The 17080-nt window shown below is 42.8% G+C and carries 11 protein-coding genes; 9 read left to right on the forward strand and 2 right to left on the reverse strand.

Features of this window, described 5'->3' with window-relative positions:
• Positions 1-3: 3 nt before the first annotated feature.
• Positions 4-1194 carry a hypothetical protein gene (locus D7Z94_RS07495; protein WP_211341762.1) on the reverse strand — a complete coding sequence of 397 codons (1191 nt, stop codon included), beginning with the start codon at positions 1192-1194 and terminating at the stop codon, positions 4-6.
• A gap of 403 nt (positions 1195-1597) precedes the next feature.
• On the opposite strand from D7Z94_RS07495, the gene D7Z94_RS07500 reads away from it, so the two are divergent.
• The 7 genes from D7Z94_RS07500 (at position 1598) to D7Z94_RS07530 (ending at position 13652) form a co-directional block, all read left to right on the forward strand.
• On the forward strand, positions 1598-2551 hold the full coding sequence (locus tag D7Z94_RS07500) for a PKD domain-containing protein (protein ID WP_245967157.1): 954 nt from the start codon (positions 1598-1600) through the stop codon (positions 2549-2551).
• 40 nt (positions 2552-2591) lie between these two features.
• Positions 2592-5996 (forward strand): SusC/RagA family TonB-linked outer membrane protein, encoded by a 3405-nt coding sequence (locus D7Z94_RS07505; RefSeq protein ID WP_120710961.1) that lies wholly within the window; start codon positions 2592-2594, stop codon positions 5994-5996.
• Between the two features lie 23 nt (positions 5997-6019).
• Positions 6020-7681, forward strand: a complete 1662-nt coding sequence (locus tag D7Z94_RS07510) for a SusD/RagB family nutrient-binding outer membrane lipoprotein (RefSeq protein WP_120710962.1) — start codon at positions 6020-6022, stop codon at positions 7679-7681.
• Between the two features lie 314 nt (positions 7682-7995).
• Positions 7996-8913: a dihydrodipicolinate synthase family protein gene (locus D7Z94_RS07515; RefSeq protein ID WP_120710963.1), complete on the forward strand. Its 918-nt coding sequence runs from the start codon at positions 7996-7998 to the stop codon at positions 8911-8913.
• Positions 8914-9142: 229 nt separating this feature from the next.
• On the forward strand, positions 9143-10588 hold the full coding sequence (locus D7Z94_RS07520; protein ID WP_147415848.1) for a PHP domain-containing protein: 1446 nt from the start codon (positions 9143-9145) through the stop codon (positions 10586-10588).
• Positions 10585-12357 carry a TIM-barrel domain-containing protein gene (locus D7Z94_RS07525; protein ID WP_120710965.1) on the forward strand — a complete coding sequence of 591 codons (1773 nt, stop codon included), beginning with the start codon at positions 10585-10587 and terminating at the stop codon, positions 12355-12357. Before D7Z94_RS07520 ends, D7Z94_RS07525 begins: the two co-directional genes overlap by 4 nt.
• Positions 12358-12368: 11 nt before the next feature.
• Positions 12369-13652 carry a photosystem II biosynthesis protein gene (locus D7Z94_RS07530; protein WP_211341763.1) on the forward strand — a complete coding sequence of 428 codons (1284 nt, stop codon included), beginning with the start codon at positions 12369-12371 and terminating at the stop codon, positions 13650-13652.
• A 42-nt stretch (positions 13653-13694) separates the two neighbouring features.
• Here D7Z94_RS07530 and D7Z94_RS07535 read toward each other — a convergent pair whose 3' ends face one another.
• The gene (locus D7Z94_RS07535; protein WP_120710966.1) at positions 13695-14543 is read right to left on the reverse strand and encodes an AraC family transcriptional regulator; all 849 of its coding nucleotides are present in this window, start codon (positions 14541-14543) and stop codon (positions 13695-13697) included.
• Between the two features lie 139 nt (positions 14544-14682).
• Between D7Z94_RS07535 and D7Z94_RS07540 the strand changes: the two genes are divergently transcribed.
• Together D7Z94_RS07540 and D7Z94_RS07545 are read left to right on the forward strand one after the other, a co-directional pair.
• A complete protein-coding gene (locus D7Z94_RS07540) occupies positions 14683-15594 on the forward strand; it encodes a dihydrodipicolinate synthase family protein (protein WP_120710967.1) in 912 nt (303 codons plus the stop codon).
• Position 15595: 1 nt separating this feature from the next.
• Positions 15596-17080, forward strand: a complete 1485-nt coding sequence (locus D7Z94_RS07545) for a sodium:solute symporter family transporter (RefSeq protein ID WP_120710968.1) — start codon at positions 15596-15598, stop codon at positions 17078-17080.

Here is a 17080-nt window from a genome sequence, read left to right on the forward strand (position 1 = left end):
TATTTAATGTGGTTTTGGATTGTTTTCTATCATATCCATTAAATTCGTCACCAAAATCTCCCCGGTCATTTCACCTAAACTCGTGCGACTTACATAGTCATACCTTTTAAAACTGTTGAAATCTTCCTTGGTGAGAATGTACCCAAACGCATCATTGGTAAGTCCGAACAGAAAATCATGTTCGGTGGGCATCTTCCTTTTTAAATAATATCCTATGTTGGGCAATGCCTCTCCAGGAATAGTCAAAATTTGCGCTGTACCTATATTCAAAAGGTTGAGTATAGTACTAATGGAGCTGTCATCCGATGAACCCATACTCAAGGGAGAATACTTTAATATGAAACGCATCATTTCCGAATCGATGGGAAAAGCCACTTTCCTACTGGCACAATGGATAGTCGGATTTTCCTGAACCGGGGCATCCGCTATTATACGTAAAGCTTCATCGGCCAATAAGTTTCCGATTCTTTTACATTCTTCCCAATCACTGGCTTCCTTTCCATTACTTAATCGGTTGTCGGCAGTTACCATTCCCCCTTGGGCGCCATTCATGAAGACGGCCATACCCCCAGTTTTTTCCTCTATCCTATCGTAAAGGGGGCCAACCATATCGGGACTTAATATCCCTCGTTTGTTCCCGATTACTTCTGGATGAATGGCGTAGTTGACCAAAGTGACCAGAGCTTTGTCCTTGTTCTTTCCTATGGTGCCCAGGGCCTGGATTACTCCGCAGCGGGGATCGTACAATTGCGGGGCGTAGTAGTTATAGGCAATTTTCCCCTCTGCTTCGTCAACGGCAATTTTTAGTTTGGCGGGCTCCCTGTTTTTAAAAGCTTCGTTTACGGCCTCGGCAATCTGCACGGTACACCATTCCAGATACTCCAAATCGGCCCCATGTTTGCCGTTTTCATCGGGAAAGGCATACGCGTCGGGTGCACTATGGGTATGGGTAACCCCTATAAGGATATTTTCAAAAGGGATATCTGTAATCAATTTTCTGGATTTGTTACCTAGGGCGGCTGGCCAACCGAGGTTGTCTATGTTAACAATGGCAATTTTTTCATCACCTTTTTCCAAAACCATAGCCCTGGCCCATAAATCTCCTTTCTTCACCTTAACAGGTCTTGGGGTTCCTACGCCACCCGAAACGGCAATCAGCGGATCGGGAGTCAGCAGACGCTTGGCAGCGCCCACTTTTAGTTGTTGAGCATACAAGATACTGCAGGGCAATAAAAATAGTACTACTATTTGAATACAAATAAATTTCGATATATGAAAGAAATTACATCTATAATTTATAGTAAAATATGTTAAAAAAATAGTTTTACCGCCTGTTTTGGACATATTTGGAATATTAACATGATATCACAAAATTAGATCTAATAATCAAAATGGAAGGTTAATATTTCATATGAATTGAACAATATATTTGAAATATCTTCAGCTTATTAACTATAGTTTTGTTAAATAACGACATATTGTTGGTTTATATTAACATAACGTTAACTCTGTATTACGAAAGCTTAAGGCAGCTTGGTGCAAGTAAGGTATGTATAGATATGATGCGATTGACATTATGAATTTTAAAGTAAAAGTTATGTTTAAAAGAAATACCTGGGGATTAATTATATGGTCAACCATTTTGTTGATAGGATTGGGTTCTTGTGACTCGGATGATAATGCTGTTGCGGACATTCCCTTTACGGCGGATGTTTTTAACTCGGTCAATGGTAGACAAGTAGCTTTTCAGGGTATCACAAACAATGCGGTAAGTTGGTCATGGGATTTTGGGGATGGAAACACCAGTACTTCACAAAACCCGGTACATAGGTATGCCGAAGGAGGGTATTACGTGGCCACCTTAACGGCAACCGACGAAAATGGGGCTACCCTGACCTCCGAAGTGTCGTTAGCCTTAGATTTGCCGCCATATGCCTTATTGGTGGGCAATCAGACCGAAGAGGGCTATGATGGAAAAACATGGAGGATCTCTTCCGAGCATTCGGCCTTTGATTATTTTGCCTTTTCGGATGCCGATTTAACTCTTTTTGATGGCACTCCTGCTCCTTTGCCAGCGGGAATTTTCGGTTCGGGCTTAGGTATGGGTGAAATTTATAACGATGAATTTACTTTTTACTTCGACGGTTCCTATAAAATGGACTTAAAGGAAGACGGTACGGCTTTTAGCGGACTAGTTTTTCAGTTCCTGTCTTTTGGTGGTGCGAATATTCGAAACTTGGGAGGTGAGGACTTTGGCCTTTGTACGGCTGCTTATACCCCGGCGGAGGATGCGACTTTTACTTTTACAGAGAGTGAGGATATGACTACCACATCCGCATTCGGGCCAGGTGGAATGATTACTTATGAAGGAGTAACTACCCTTGATTTTTCAGGCACGGAATTCGTGGGGTTCTGGGATTACGAAAACAAGGTCATTCTACAAGATATCACCAATTCTACAATGCGCCTGGTCGTATTTGTAGCAGCTTCCCCGGACGTACCGGGAATCAACACCAACGCCATCATATTGACCTTTGAGGCGGTGGATTGAGCCAATAGCAAACCAAACAGCAATTTTTTAGAATACGACTATGGATATAATATTAAAAAGAGTAAAGGAGAAAAGGAGCTTTAAGGGTTTTTCTTTGTCCTTGCTATTTCTTTTGTTCGGGATAGGAGGCCTTTTGGCCCAAAACCTTCAAGTTACAGGTACGGTTACCGCAGAGGAGGACGGTATGCCCTTGCCCGGAGTTACCATATTGGTGGCGGATTCCAATAATGGGGAAACCACCGATTTTGATGGAAATTATAGTATATCGGTTCTGGCCAACGCAACCTTGGAATTTTCCTATATCGGTTTTGAAACCAAATATGTAGCGGTTAATAACCAATCGTCAATCAATGTGGCATTGAGCGTTAGTGCGGAGGCCTTGGATGAAGTTGTGGTAACCGCACTTGGAATCAAAAGGTCTGACAAGTCTTTGGGTTACGATGTTGAAAAAGTGGGCTCGGAAGAACTTACCCGGGTAGCGCAAGAAAACGTACTTAATAGTCTTTCAGGTAAGGTTACAGGGGTTACTCTTAATAATACCGGGGGAACGGGATCCTCCGTTAGTATGGTGATTCGTGGGGCCATTTCCCTAAGTTCGGATAACCAACCGCTCTTTGTAATAGATGGGGTGCCCGTAGAAAGCTCCTTGAACAATGTTGGAGGTTTCGGGAATCGAAATCGTGTCGATTATGGTAATGCCATTTCTGACTTGGATCCCAACAGTATTGAAGACGTGACTATTCTAAAGGGGGCCAGTGCGGCCGCACTTTATGGTTCACGTGCAGGTAACGGGGTAGTGCTCATTACGACGAAGAAAGCGAAAAAGGGCCAAAAAATGACGATAAACGTGGTAACAAACACGGTCTTTGATATTCCGGTTCGATTTTTAGACGCCCAACACCAATTTGGAAGTGGGTTCCTTTCGTATTCTCCCGAATCACAAGGAGGGAGTTATATTTTGCCCGATGCCTTGCCTGCCGGGGGTAACGGTGGACCCGAGTTGGATCGAGGTTACTATGCTGTTCAATGGAACGCACCGTTGGACGCCAATGGCCAACCTATACCCACAGAGCTGGTATCCCATCCGAATAATGTGGAGAATTTTGTAAATACGGGAATTACCACAACCAATAGTATAACGGTAAGCAACAGCAGTGATGTTCTCAACTATAGATTGGGCGTAACCAATATGGCCAATACCGGGATTATTCCAAATTCGGACATTAAAAGAAACAGCCTCTCGCTTTCGGTGTCCTCTGAGCTTAATAAAAAGTTGACCATTAGCACAAATATAAACTTCGTAAACAGTTATGCCGATAACCGACCGGCCTCGAATAGGGGGGCAAATCCTTTGGAATGGGCCTATAAGGTGCCGGCCAATATTGATATACGTGATCTGCGCGACTATGACCTGCCCGGAACCGAGGTCTTGGGGCTGGGTAACGCGTCCTTTAATAACCCATGGTTTTTGGCCAATGAGATAAACAATAGCTTCTCACGTTATCGTATTTACGGGAATGTAGGTTTGGAGTGGAAGTTATCCCCGAACTTTAGTATCCGTTCATCGTATAATCTCAACTATTTTAATCAAACCCAGGAAACCAAGATGGCACCGGGATACGCCCGAGAAGCCAATAATGGTACGTATGGAATTGCGAAAACAGATGGTTTGGAAACCAATGTCGACATTTTAGCCACCTACACGAAAGACTTTGGTAATTTCGATTTTTCAATATCCGGTGGGGGTAACCTGATGTACCAGAGACAGACGGGCCTTATTAACTCGGCCTTCAACGGAGCAGGACTTATTGCACCCAATCTTTTTACAGTAGACAATATTGCCGCCGGATCCTTGAACTATTCTAGTTTTTTAAGGGAAAGGGGTATAAATAGTGTCTTTGGTACCGGAACCTTTGGTTTTATGGATATGCTGTATTTGGATGTTACTGCTCGTAACGACTGGTCAAGTACGTTGCCCGTTGAAAATAGGTCCTATTTTTATCCTTCCGCTTCTGTGAGTTTTTTGGTCAGCGAGCTGGTAGATATTCCTAAGGTAGACTTGTTAAAGCTGCGTGCGGGCTGGGCCCAAGTGGGGAATGACACTAGTCCGTATCGGTTGGGAACCTTTTTTAACAATGGTGGCCAGTGGGGCAATTCCATCTTGTTCAGTGGGGAAGGAACCTTGAATACGCCCGATCTTGAACCTGAACAGGCTACCTCGCTCGAATTTGGGCTAGATTTGAATATGTTCAACAATCGTTTGCGTTTTGAGGGTACCTACTATACGGTTGAGAACAAGAACCAGATTATTAATGTGCCTTTGGCCGGGTCTTCCGGTTTTAGCAGTGTAAGTATCAATGCCGGGATTTTGGAGAGTACTGGCTACGAACTTGCTTTAGGTTTTACCCCCGTACGCACTGAAAACTGGGACTGGGACCTGAACATCAATTATACCAGTAACGAATCGAAAATACTTGAACTAACCGAAGGGGTGGATTTTATCCAGTTTTGGAGTGAAAATCGTAGTGTTTCACGAGGATACGCCCAAAATGCCGCTACTGGGGAAGATGGTCTGGTGGGTAATATCTATTCCCGAAAAATTTTAAGGGTTACCGATGAGAATTCGCCCTACTTCAACTATCCGTTGATCGAACCTGGGGAGGGTGAGCGTTTGGCCAATACCGAAGAATATTTTAAAGTAGGCAATTACAATCCCGATTTCATCATGGGTTTGCAGAGTAGCTTGCGTTTTAAGAACTTTACCCTTAACATGACCTTTGATTGGCGTTCTGGAGGGCAGTATATGTCACAAACTTCGCGTTACATGGTCGAGGATGGCTATGGACAACAGTTGTTGGATAATATCGTTAATCCAGGTATACCTGATGTAGGTCCGGAGATGAGACAATGGGTCTTAGATCGAGCGGATCAATTATTACTGGCAGAATCGTTTCCAAGGGTAGGAGGTACCCCGGGAAATGGCGGATTGCCAGAGACCTTAGGTGGCCAATTGGTGTTTGATGGAGTTTTTGTTCCAGGTGTAGTAGGGGAATACGATGCGGATGGCAATTTTGTACTGATTTCGGAAAACCTTGGGGACGAGGGTACCTTTGTAATGCCCTTTTCCATATCCAATCCATGGACTTTTGGTACGCCGCACATGTTCGATGCCGACTTCATAAAATTGCGCGAAATTTCCTTAGGATATGATTTGCCCAGCAAATTTACGTCCAGAGTCGGAATCGATAAGTTGAGCTTTGCCGTTTATAGTCGGAATATCATGTTATGGACTAAGGATTCCGCTTTTGGCGTTGATCCGGAACGTGCTTTTGAAGCGGAGACTTCAAGTGGTAATAGAGGAACCCAGTTTAAGCAGGGTATCGAGCGGTATAATGTTGAACCATGGGTGATTCCCGTTGGGATAAGAATCGGTATAACCTTTTAAGAAACTAAAAAAATGAAATTGTGATGAATCCAAGAAAAACTATACGGAGGTTCTATGGGCAATTGGCTTTGGCGATGCTGACACTCGTTTTATTCTCTTGCCATGGACTAGAGGAACTCAATGAGAATCCAAATCAGTTGGATGCTGAGAGTGTTGACCCTAATCTTTTGATTTCCACGGTAATCAATAATACGGGCAAAACTATTGTTGGTTTGGGCTTTGGCGATATCGCCGGTGTGATGCAGCATACTCAAAAGGACGGTTGGTCCGGAGGTCATAATGCCTATGATTGGACAAGTGAAAGCTACAACTGGTCGAGCTATTACCAAACCCTAAAGAACAATCAAACCATGCTCGAAAAGGCAGAAACCGAAAATCTTGATTTTCACGTAGGGGTCGGCCTTGTGCTAAAATCCTATTTATTCGGGATGATTGCCGACCTGTATGGTGATGCCCCATACTCAGGAGCGCTTAGAGGAGATCAAGGAGCGGAGTTCTTTGATGCTCCGTTCGATGCCCAAAGGGATATATATCTTGGTATTTTTTCCGATTTGGAAAGGGCGAATACCTTACTTTCCGGAGATTCCTATTTGAATGTAGAAGCAGATCAAGATATCCTATATGGTGGGGATGCTAGTAAATGGCGCAAATTGGCCAATTCCTTGGCTTTACGTTACTATATGCGCCTGTCCGAGAAGGAGTCCCAACTGGCCCAGCAGGGAATCGCAAAAATTGTGGGTAATCCTGGGACCTATCCATTGATCTTAAACGTGGTGGATGATGCCAATATGGGATATATTGGAAATAGTTCTGCGGATGCATGGCCCACCAATACCGTTTTCGATGAGGACCCCCAGGGCGCCTATATGCGGATAAAAATGGGGAAGACCTTGGTCGATATCATGCAAGATCTGAATGATCCGCGTTTGGGCGTTTGGGCGAATAGAGTGGCCGTTCCCTTAGCGGTAGAAGCAGGGGTTGCCGATGATTTTGATGAAGTAATCAACGGGGAACGACGTGTTTCACAGGCCATAGTTGATAATTATGAGGCCACCTATGGCTATCCAGTGGATTTTGACCCGGACTATGTAGGATACCCTACAGGAATGACCCTTGGTGCGGTGTACAACCTAAGCAAAGATCCTAATCAAGGGACCTTTAATGAACATGCATCCCAGTTAAATGAGATTTACAGGGAGGCCAGTGGTGATTTACTGCAGGCCCGTTTCATGTCGGCCACCGAAGTGAATTTTATATTGGCCGAGGCGGCCTTCAAAGGTTGGATTGGAGGCTCTCCCGAAACCTATTATAATATGGCAATTCAGCAATCTCTTAATGCCTGGGGCGTAGGAAGTGCTTATGGGAGTTACATTGCTGGCCCCGCAGCCTATGGTGACTACGAAGATATAATTATCCAAAAGTGGATAGGTAGTTGGACGGCCGCTACGGAGGCTTGGTTTGATTATAGAAGAACTGGCATTCCCGATTTGCAAACAGGACCAACCGCAAAGAGAACCGTACTCCCTATACGATTCTACTATAACGAAAATGAATTGGAAAATAATACCACGAATGCGGAGGCGGCCATCAATAATCTGGAGACTACTGAATTCAATGGAACAGATCCCCAAAACAGCGCATGGTCCAAGATATGGTTGTTACAGGGTACAAATGAACCCTATTGATTTTATGATATATGTAATGTCCATAAAAAGGTCTTTTCTAAAAAAGACCTTTTTATATAAATATTGGTGTCCACAAGTTTCGTTATCAGTTGATTGGGAATTGGTATAAATATCCATTTGCGATTACCTCTAGCAGTCTATAAAAGCGGGTATATATGTGCTCGGTTTCCTTTTTAAAGTTGCATTCCCCATAAACGAAATAAAGATTGGAAAGGTGTCCTGAAGACGGTTAAAATATAATAGGTTTCCTGTAACATTATGGTTGTACAGGTCTTGATTTTAAGCTTTATTCGGTAAAACAAAATAGTATATTTATGCAATTGCCCTTAAAAGGTATTATTCCACCTATGGTTACTCCTTTGCTTGAAAATAAGGAATTGGATCTTGTCGGTGTTAATAATCTTGTTGTGCATCTTCTTCAAGGCGGAGTCCATGGTATTTTTATTTTGGGTACGAATGGGGAAGGTCCCAGCCTTAGCTATGCCTTGAGGAAACAACTGATAACCGAGGTTTGCAAAATCGTTGATGGGGCCGTTCCGGTGTTGGTAGGTATAACGGATACTTCACTTGAAGGGACCCTGGAAATTGCCCATCATTCCAAAAAAGCTGGAGCCGATGCACTGGTGGTGGCCCCGCCTTTCTATTTTCCAATTTCTGATCAGGAAATGAACACATATCTTGAAGCAGTGGCCCACTTGTTGCCGCTACCCTTTCTATTGTATAATATACCTAGTTGTACCAAACTACACCTAGGAATTGATGTTGTAAGAAGGGCCAGAGATTTAGGGGCCATTGGGGTAAAGGATAGTTCGGGAGACATTGCATCCCTGAACCGGATAATAGAAGAGTTTCGGAATGAACACGACTTTTCCATAATCGCTGGCAACGAACTCTTTCTAGCAGATACCATGCTTAGGGGAGCGGATGGAGCTGTTGCGGGTGGAGCTAACTTTTTTCCGGGACTATTTGTGGAATTGTATAATGCGTGCCTTCGAAAGGATCAGGAAAGTATTGTTGAGCTCCACCGGAAAGTCCAAAAAATTGATGAAACCATATACCAGGTAGAGAATTCCCAGACAAGTAGTATCAAGGCCATAAAATGTGCGCTGTCCCTTATGGGCATCTGTGGCGATTCCATGGCCCAACCCCTTGCTAAACTAAACCCTGAGCAAAGAGCCCAGGTCAAAAACCACTTGGAAGAATTGAATTATGGCGAATACTTCTTTCTATAGTATAATAAACCTGAAAACATTCCTGAAATGAAATGGGCATGATTGCGATAATCCAATGCACCGAGTTATGCCCACCTAAACACTTGGGGCCGGATTATTTTAGCATCAAACCTGTCCGTACTATATGGGTCAAGTTTGCTTATGATCATAGAACAATAATGAAGTGTTTTGGACTTTTCGCGTTTTAGCAAATGGAAAAAGTAGAAACCACTCCAATAAAAATAAATACATGGAAAGAACCAGGATACAAAAGTTTGCCGTTGTAGTACTGATTCTATCAATCACTTTGTTGGCTACCTTTTTCCCTTTTCAAATTCATTTTGAAAATGCGTTATCGCTAAAGCCCGAGTCGGACTACACTATAAAAATAGAATTTTGGCGCATTCTGTTTGAACCATTTTTAGGACCTCTTCTTTATGCGAACAGGTCGCTATACGCCTTGGAAGAGTTGCCTATGATTCTGCTCTGGATACTCATTCTTCATGTGTTTTTTTATGGGATAGGCACTTTTAAATCAGTAGGAAATCGAAAAAAAAAGGGTTTGGAACTACTTGTAAATTTACCGCTCATTGCGGGTATCCTCTTTGCGGTTTTTGTTCTTATCCTCTTTATACCCTTGCCCAATAATACCATAGTGAACAATTCCAAGGATACAATATTGGTTACCACGCATGCCCATACCGAATTCAGTCATGACGGATTGATCTCTCAGGAAAACATGTGGAAATGGCATAAGAGAAATGGCTTCGACGCTTTTTTTATTACCGATCATGCCAATCATAGAAAAACTTGGGAATTTGCCCAAGATCAAAAAAAAGGAAAATTTCCTATGGATCCGTTGGTGATGATCGGGGAGGAATATTCCGCTTCCAATCATATGAGTCTATTGGGACTCAACAATTCATTTGAAACCCGCGGAATGGCCGATAAGACCGTGATCGATTCGGTTCATCATCATGGGGGAGTGGTAATAATCAACCATTGGTTTGATGGAAAGGGCAAGGAAAAGGAGTTGTACCATGAACTTGGTGCTGACGGTTTTGAAATCGAAAATTCCGGGAAGGACCTGTACTATGATAGGAAGATTTTTGAGGAACTCCGGACATTTTGTGAAGAAAATGAATTGCTCATGATCGGAGGTTTGGATTTTCATGGTTATGGAAGGCTATGTTCCCTATACAACGGTTTAGTAATACCTAACTGGGATAATTTGGACTACAATTCAAAGCAGCTGGCAGTTTTGGATGTTCTAAAGAATGGTCCCCAGGAGAAAATCAAAACCCTGCTCTATAAGGACCGCCCCTTTTATCCCAAGACAAATCTATTTCTAAGACCTTTTGTGAATGCCGTTCATTATTTTAGAACCTTGAACCTTTATCAGGTATTTTCCTGGATTTTTTGGTTGTTAGTTTTTCAATTTCTGGGAAAGGCTATTAAAAAAACCCTTGTCCCGCCTAGAACCGGAATTCTTATCTTAGGTATGGTCAGTGCTTTTTTCCTAATAGGTCTCACCATCCTCTACTATTTCAGAGGTGTGACAGTCGAGGGGTATAGTGAATTGTACTGGGAATATAGTGTTGTACTTGGACCTATTGGTCTTGCCCTTTGTTTATATGCTTCAGGGGTCATTTATTTTAGATTTTTCAAAAACCGCTCAAAAGCGATTTCTAGATGAAAAAAAAAGGGATCAAAATAATACTTTGGTCGGTTTTTGGGCTGGCCCTGGTGTCCTATTTTTATTTTCTACTTCCTTTTTGGGGTCTTCCTTTCAACTCGCAACGCCATGGGAATCCACCACTTACCCCTTCGTGGGCACTGGAATGTTGGTTGTGGGAGGATGATGTCAATACATCAGCCTATGTCAACGAATTGTTGGCGGGCTATCGGGAACATGATATCCCTGTACGTACTATCTTATTGGATAGCCCCTGGTCTGTTAGGTATAACGATTTTGAAATCGATACGCTCCGCTACCCAAACCCGGATGCTTGGTTTAAAAATTTGGAGCAAGAGAACTACCGTGTTGTGCTTTGGATGACCAGTATGGTTAATAGTACAAGCAAGGATGCCCAGATTAAGGAAGATAAAGTATGGTATAATGAGATGATGTCCAAGGGCTATCTGGCCAAGTCGGACGCACCCAATAAATGGTGGAAGGGTCATGGAGGGTTTGTCGATTATTCCAATCCGGAAGCCATGCACTGGTGGCAGGGCTTGCAACAGCGTGTTTTTGATTTGGGGATCGATGGCTGGAAGTTGGATGGTACGGCCACACTCTTTTGGAGCAAATTGGGACCAATCCCTTTCTTTTATAAAAGGACGAAAACTGGCCCAATGTCTACAAGAACCTATATGGACCACTATTACCGAGATGAGTACATTTATGGACTTACACGGAACCCGGAATTTGTGACACTTTCAAGAGCTATTGATCGGGGCTTTCATCCAGAAGGTTTTGCACCTATAGATGCATCCCCTGTAAACTGGGTGGGGGATCAAGAGCATAAGTGGGTCACCCAGGAAATGATGAAAACCAAGGACGGTGAACAAAAGGATATTGCTTTAGAGGGAATACAAGGGTTTTCTTCCGCCATTGAGAATGTGCTGGAGAGCGCCAAATTGGGATATAATATCATAGGTTCTGATGTTGCCGGCTTTTCGGGCAAAACAATTCCCCCGAGATTATACATCCGTTGGGCGCAATTTTCAACCTTTTGCGGTTTGTTCCTCAATGGAGGTCATGGAGAAAGAAGACTTTGGAAAAGAACGCCGGAAGAAATGGACATTATACGAAATTATAGTTGGTTGCATACGGAACTGGTGCCCTATATGTACCACTATGTGGTAACCGCACACAAAGGGGGACGCAGGTTACAAACGCCGCTAGGGAAGGGGAAGTACCACTATATGTTTGGGGATGATTTTCTTATAGCCCCCATTTATTCGGATTCCAAGATCCGTGAAGTTTCACTCCCAGAGGGGCAATGGAGGTACTTTTTTAACGATAGGAAAATAGTGCAAGGCCCCACTACTTTTGAACGTAGTTTTTCTTTGGACAAATTTCCGGTATATGTTAAGGAAGGGGCCATTATTCCTTTGGATGTAAAAAGGGATTATACCCATTTAGGCGACAGTACCTCCCAGGGCTTTGTTACCATTTTAATGTACCCTGATGTGCGTAATGATTTTACCTATTTTACGCCGGATACAAGGGAAAAGACCCATATTTCATATCAACAGGTGGAGGATACGCTAAAGATACTTCTGGAAGGAAAAAAGATAGCACATATTCTACGAGTGCACTCCGATAGGGTACCCAAGGAAGTTCTGCTTAACGAGCAAAAAGTGGATTCCCTAGAATGGCGCTATGATACTACCGTCAATAAGATAACCATTCGAACGAATGCCGATTATAGGAAAGGAGAGTATACGATCAAGTTCTAATACTAAACAGAATGAACAATAAGAAGCAAGGATTAGGGATTTTAGTAGTAGCCATGTCATTGGCTACGGCATGGGCCATAAGAGGTCAGTTTGGTCACGAGCAGGGAGCCGCCTGGGCCGGCGCCGTTGGAGCAGTGGCCTTGGTATTGGTTGCCAATAGAAAGGATTGGTATTCCAAAATGCCTATTGTGGCTTTGGCATCGGCCTTGGGTTGGGGAGCCGGAGGTATGATCAGTTACGGTGTAGTGGTAGGATATGGCAAGGCCGATAACTTCATTAATGCATTTTATGGTCTCAGCATGCTTTTTGTCATTGGGGCACTGTTTGGATTACTGGGGGGCGGTCTTGTAGGACTTGTGCTGGATTCTACGAAAAAGAACAGGGTCAATTGGGGCGCATTGGTATCGGAAATGGTAGCAGGAGGCTTGCTGACCTATTTTTTTCTGATAGAACAGATCGGGTTTAAGATGACTCCTCCGCGATCGGAAGCTTGGGCCCTTATTCTAGGAGCTGGGTTGGCCATGCTCCTGCACATGGCACGGACAAAACGAAATTCCGCAATACGGGTCGCTATTTTTGCTGCACTCGGAGGCGGTTTCGGCTTTGGTTTTGGAAACTTTTTGCAGGTTGTTGGCAATGTTATGGAGATTCCCTTTAACATGTGGAATGTTATGGAATATAGTATCGGTTTTTTTGGCGGTCTTGGGATGGCGTATGGGGTGTTTTCCTCCTCTTGGCCGATAGACGAGGAAGAAAGATCCGAAACCTGGATCAATAGGTGGGCTTTGTTCTTACTGTTGATTTTCATCCCTTTAATGGTGTATCGCGAATCGTTGACCTATGACCATTTTTTAAGACGTTTGGGAGAAATACCAAACCTGGAGCAAGTAGCATCTATGAGTACAATTTTCACCGCTGCCGTACTGGTGCTAATGGCCATATTTGTATTTTACAGATTCAAGGATAATACCTTTACGAAAAAAGGTGTTTCCTTGTTTTTGTTTGTATACCTAAGTACATATGCTTTGATGAGCTATTTGGTCACAGGACTTTTTGCCGGAAAAATGGGTCTAAACCATCACTTATACCTTTTGAACATAGTTTTGATTTTTCTACTGTCTCGCAAGGAGGTAATGGAATGGTCCTCCAAAACAACGGATAGCTTGATTATAAAAAAGTGGTTTCTTTATCTAATACTGATTCTTGCATTTCTAGCCGTTTTGTCGCTTATAGCAATAAGCAGTCACGGCGAGTTGCCCGGTAGTCATAACCGCTTTGATATTGGGGTTTTGTAAGATGTACAAAACGATACCTGGATGTGCTATAGGCTATAGGCCCTATCTAAAGTTTTTGCGATAGTCTGACGGAGTCTTGCCCATATTTGCCTTAAAATAGTGATTAAAGTTGGCTAGATTGTTATACCCGCTTTCATAGCAGATTTGTGTGATTTGTTTATCCGTTTCAGCCAAAAGTTTTGCGGCGATTCCCACCCGCACATTCTTTACATATTCCATAAAGGTATGTCCGGTTTTCTTTTTAAAGAATCTACAGAACGAACTGGGGGCCATATTAAGCACGGCGGAAGCTTCTTCCAATTTTATCCCTTCCTGGATATTCTGAAAAACATATTCATAGACCTTGTTTACCTTTTCAATGTTTTTGGAAAACACCGAAGAACCATTAATAGGATTGGACAGGCGCTCCCTATCCTCTATTTTTAGAAGGTTATGGAATATCTTCAGTAGGCCAATATAATATTCAAGCCCTTCACTTTCGGACATTTCTTCTAAAATCTCCCGTATTTCGGTATCGTCCTCGATTTTAAAGCGTATTCCCCGATTCGAGAGTTTCAACAAAGCGACTACTTTTTCAAGTTCCGGCATCTTAAAAAAATCTGAATCAATGATGTTCTCGGAAAAATGGGTAACAATACAGGTGGGCTCTTCCCCATTTTCCGTATCCAAAACTTCCCAGCAATGTGGAAGGTTAGGGCCCAAAAGCACCAAATCCCCTTTTTCAAATCCAGAAATATTATCGCCAACAATTCTTCTGCCAACCCCCGAGCTGATGTAATTCAGTTCAAAGTTTTTGTGGGAGTGTATTCTCGCATTGGAAGACAAGGGTAATTCCCGAGAGATAAAAGAGTGATTGTTTGGGACGAAAATTTTTTCACAAACAAATTCCATATCTTGATATATTAACTCTTCGTACCAATAATAATGATTTTTTTTTAATTAAAGGGTTAATATAATATTACATTTATGTAAAATACTGGTGGTGGAATGAAGCTATTTAAATTTACTTTGTTCTGCTTAAGTAAGCTGTATGCAATTGAATCTACGAGGGATAATCCCCCCAATGGTCACTCCCCTGACCGCAGATAAAAATCTAGACCAACAAAGCCTAAAAGGACTTATTGAACACTTGCTCTCCGGAGGAGTGCATGGCATATTTCTCTTGGGATCTAACGGAGAGGCGCCCAGTTTAACCTATGCCCTTCGAAAAGAATTAGTTACGGAAGCATGCCAAATTATTAACGGAAGGGTCCCTGTTCTTGTGGGTATTACGGATACGTCGTTCGAGGGTTCCATTGAAATGGCCGAGCATGCCAAAGCTTCGGGCGCAGATGCCGTGGTTATAGCCCCTCCTTATTACTTTCCTATTAGTGATGGCGAAATGGAAGCTTATTTAGAAGATCTTGTACCCAAATTACCTTTGCCATTCCTGCTGTATAACATGCCAAGCTGTACCAAGATGAACCTTTCAATGAATACTGTTGAGAAAGCAAAGAATATGGGAGCCTTGGGCATTAAGGATAGTTCTGGTAATCTGGAGTATTTGTATGATCTTATAGAAACATTTCAGGATTCCCCGGAGTTTGCCATAATTGTGGGAACCGAAGGGTTTTTGCCCCAGGCCATCGAACGGGGCGGCCATGGTGCCGTTGCAGGTGGAGCCAATTTTTTTCCGAGGATGTTTGTGGATCTTTACGATGCATCGGTTACCAAGGACGAAAACAAAATTGTTGAAATTCGGGAAAAGGTTACCCATCTTTACGATACCATTTATAATGTGGGGAAGGATTTTTCCCGAATAACCAAAGGAATTAAGTGTGCACTTTCAATTATGGGAATCTGTGATGATTACATGGCACTTCCTTTACGCAGATTTGATGCCGGGGATAGGGAAAGGATTAAAACGTATATTGAAATTTTTGAAAAACAGGGGATAAGGTAAAATGAATTACCAACTTGAATTAGTGGACACCCTTATTTTGATCATTTACGGATTGGTAATGATTGGGATGGGTGTTTATTTTTTAAGGAAAACCAAAACGTCCAACGAGTTCATGGTCGCCGGAAGGGGTATTCCCGCTTGGGCTGCGGGCATAGCAGTAATGAGTGCCTATACGAGCAGCATATCTTATATTGCCGTACCCGGAAAGGCATTCGATGATAACTGGCACCCGCTCATTTTTGCATTGACCGCACTACCTGTGGCCTGGTTTGTGACCAAATACGTAATACCTCATTATAGGAAGCACAAAATAATATCGGTTTATAAATATCTTGAAGATAAAATAGGGAACTGGGGTAGAGTGTATGCCTCTTTGTCCTTTGTGTTGTTTATGGTCGGGCGCACTGCTGTAATCCTGTACCTTTCCTCGCTTTTGCTCACCTCTTTTGTTGATGTGGATATTAAAACATTGATATTGGTCATTGGTATTATGACCATTGCCTATACCTTAATGGGAGGTATGGAAGCCGTTATATGGACGGATGTTATGCAATCTATAATAATGATCGGGGGGCTCCTGTTCAGCGCGTATATTCTGACGACCGAGGTTTTTGCCGAACCTGATTTTCTGATTCAAGAAGCATTTGATAAAAACAAGTTCAGTTTAGGGGATACTTCATTCTCCCTAAGCAGCAGAACAATTTGGGTAATGATCATTTATGGGGTTACCGAAAATATCAGAAACTTGATGGCCGATCAAAACTATACCCAAAAGTACAGTTCCGTGGCCACAGAGAAAAAAGCCAAGAAATCGGTTTGGGTCGCCATGCTGATTTATTTGCCCTTGACTGCTATTTTTCTCTATATAGGTACGGCAATGTTCGCTTTTTACTCGGGCTCTGGCAATGTTCTTGACCCCTCCATAGTTAAGGGTGATGAGGTTTTCCCCTTCTTTATTGCAACGGAATTGCCAACGGGACTTAAAGGGTTAATAATTGCTGCAATTTTGGCAGCATCCATGAGCACAGTGGATTCCGCTCTAAACTCTTCAGCTACTGTTCTTTACCTGGATTATTTTAAAAGATACTTTAGGCCTAATGCTTCTGAAAAGAGCAGTTTAGGTTTTCTTCGTTTTACCACCATTGCCTGGGGTTTGTTGGGCATTGCTTTTGCACTTTTATTGATCAATGCCCAAAGTGCCCTAGATATTTGGTGGCAAATATCGGGAATATTCGGTGGCGGCATTTTAGGCTTGTTCTTGTTGGCACTTTTTAACGTAAAACTTACACCTGCGCAAGGAATCATTTCGGTGGTCTTTAGCCTATTGATTATTGTTTGGGGTACTTTTATGCGGGACCTCCCGCCATCATTGGCTTGGTTGCAATGCGATTTGGATGCTATTATTATTGGTGCGGTAGCCACTGCTGGTCTAATTGTACTGGCACTGCTGTTTGCCATGTTCAACCTAAAGAAACAAAAGCGATAA

Source organism: Ulvibacterium marinum (genome assembly GCF_003626755.1).
GTDB classification, from domain to species: Bacteria; Bacteroidota; Bacteroidia; order Flavobacteriales; family Flavobacteriaceae; genus Ulvibacterium; species Ulvibacterium marinum.

Excerpts from the sequence above, each read along its gene's own strand:
- D7Z94_RS07500 (WP_245967157.1), top strand. The coding sequence starts at position 1,598 with ATGTTTAAAAGAAATACCTGGGGATTAATTATATGGTCAACCATTTTG.
- D7Z94_RS07505 (WP_120710961.1), top strand. The coding sequence starts at position 2,592 with ATGGATATAATATTAAAAAGAGTAAAGGAGAAAAGGAGCTTTAAGGGT.
- D7Z94_RS07510 (WP_120710962.1), top strand. The coding sequence starts at position 6,020 with ATGAATCCAAGAAAAACTATACGGAGGTTCTATGGGCAATTGGCTTTG.
- D7Z94_RS07515 (WP_120710963.1), top strand. The coding sequence starts at position 7,996 with ATGCAATTGCCCTTAAAAGGTATTATTCCACCTATGGTTACTCCTTTG.
- D7Z94_RS07520 (WP_147415848.1), top strand. The coding sequence starts at position 9,143 with ATGGAAAGAACCAGGATACAAAAGTTTGCCGTTGTAGTACTGATTCTA.
- D7Z94_RS07525 (WP_120710965.1), top strand. The coding sequence starts at position 10,585 with ATGAAAAAAAAAGGGATCAAAATAATACTTTGGTCGGTTTTTGGGCTG.
- D7Z94_RS07530 (WP_211341763.1), top strand. The coding sequence starts at position 12,369 with ATGAACAATAAGAAGCAAGGATTAGGGATTTTAGTAGTAGCCATGTCA.
- D7Z94_RS07535 (WP_120710966.1), bottom strand. The coding sequence starts at position 14,543 with ATGGAATTTGTTTGTGAAAAAATTTTCGTCCCAAACAATCACTCTTTT.
- D7Z94_RS07540 (WP_120710967.1), top strand. The coding sequence starts at position 14,683 with ATGCAATTGAATCTACGAGGGATAATCCCCCCAATGGTCACTCCCCTG.
- D7Z94_RS07545 (WP_120710968.1), top strand. The coding sequence starts at position 15,596 with ATGAATTACCAACTTGAATTAGTGGACACCCTTATTTTGATCATTTAC.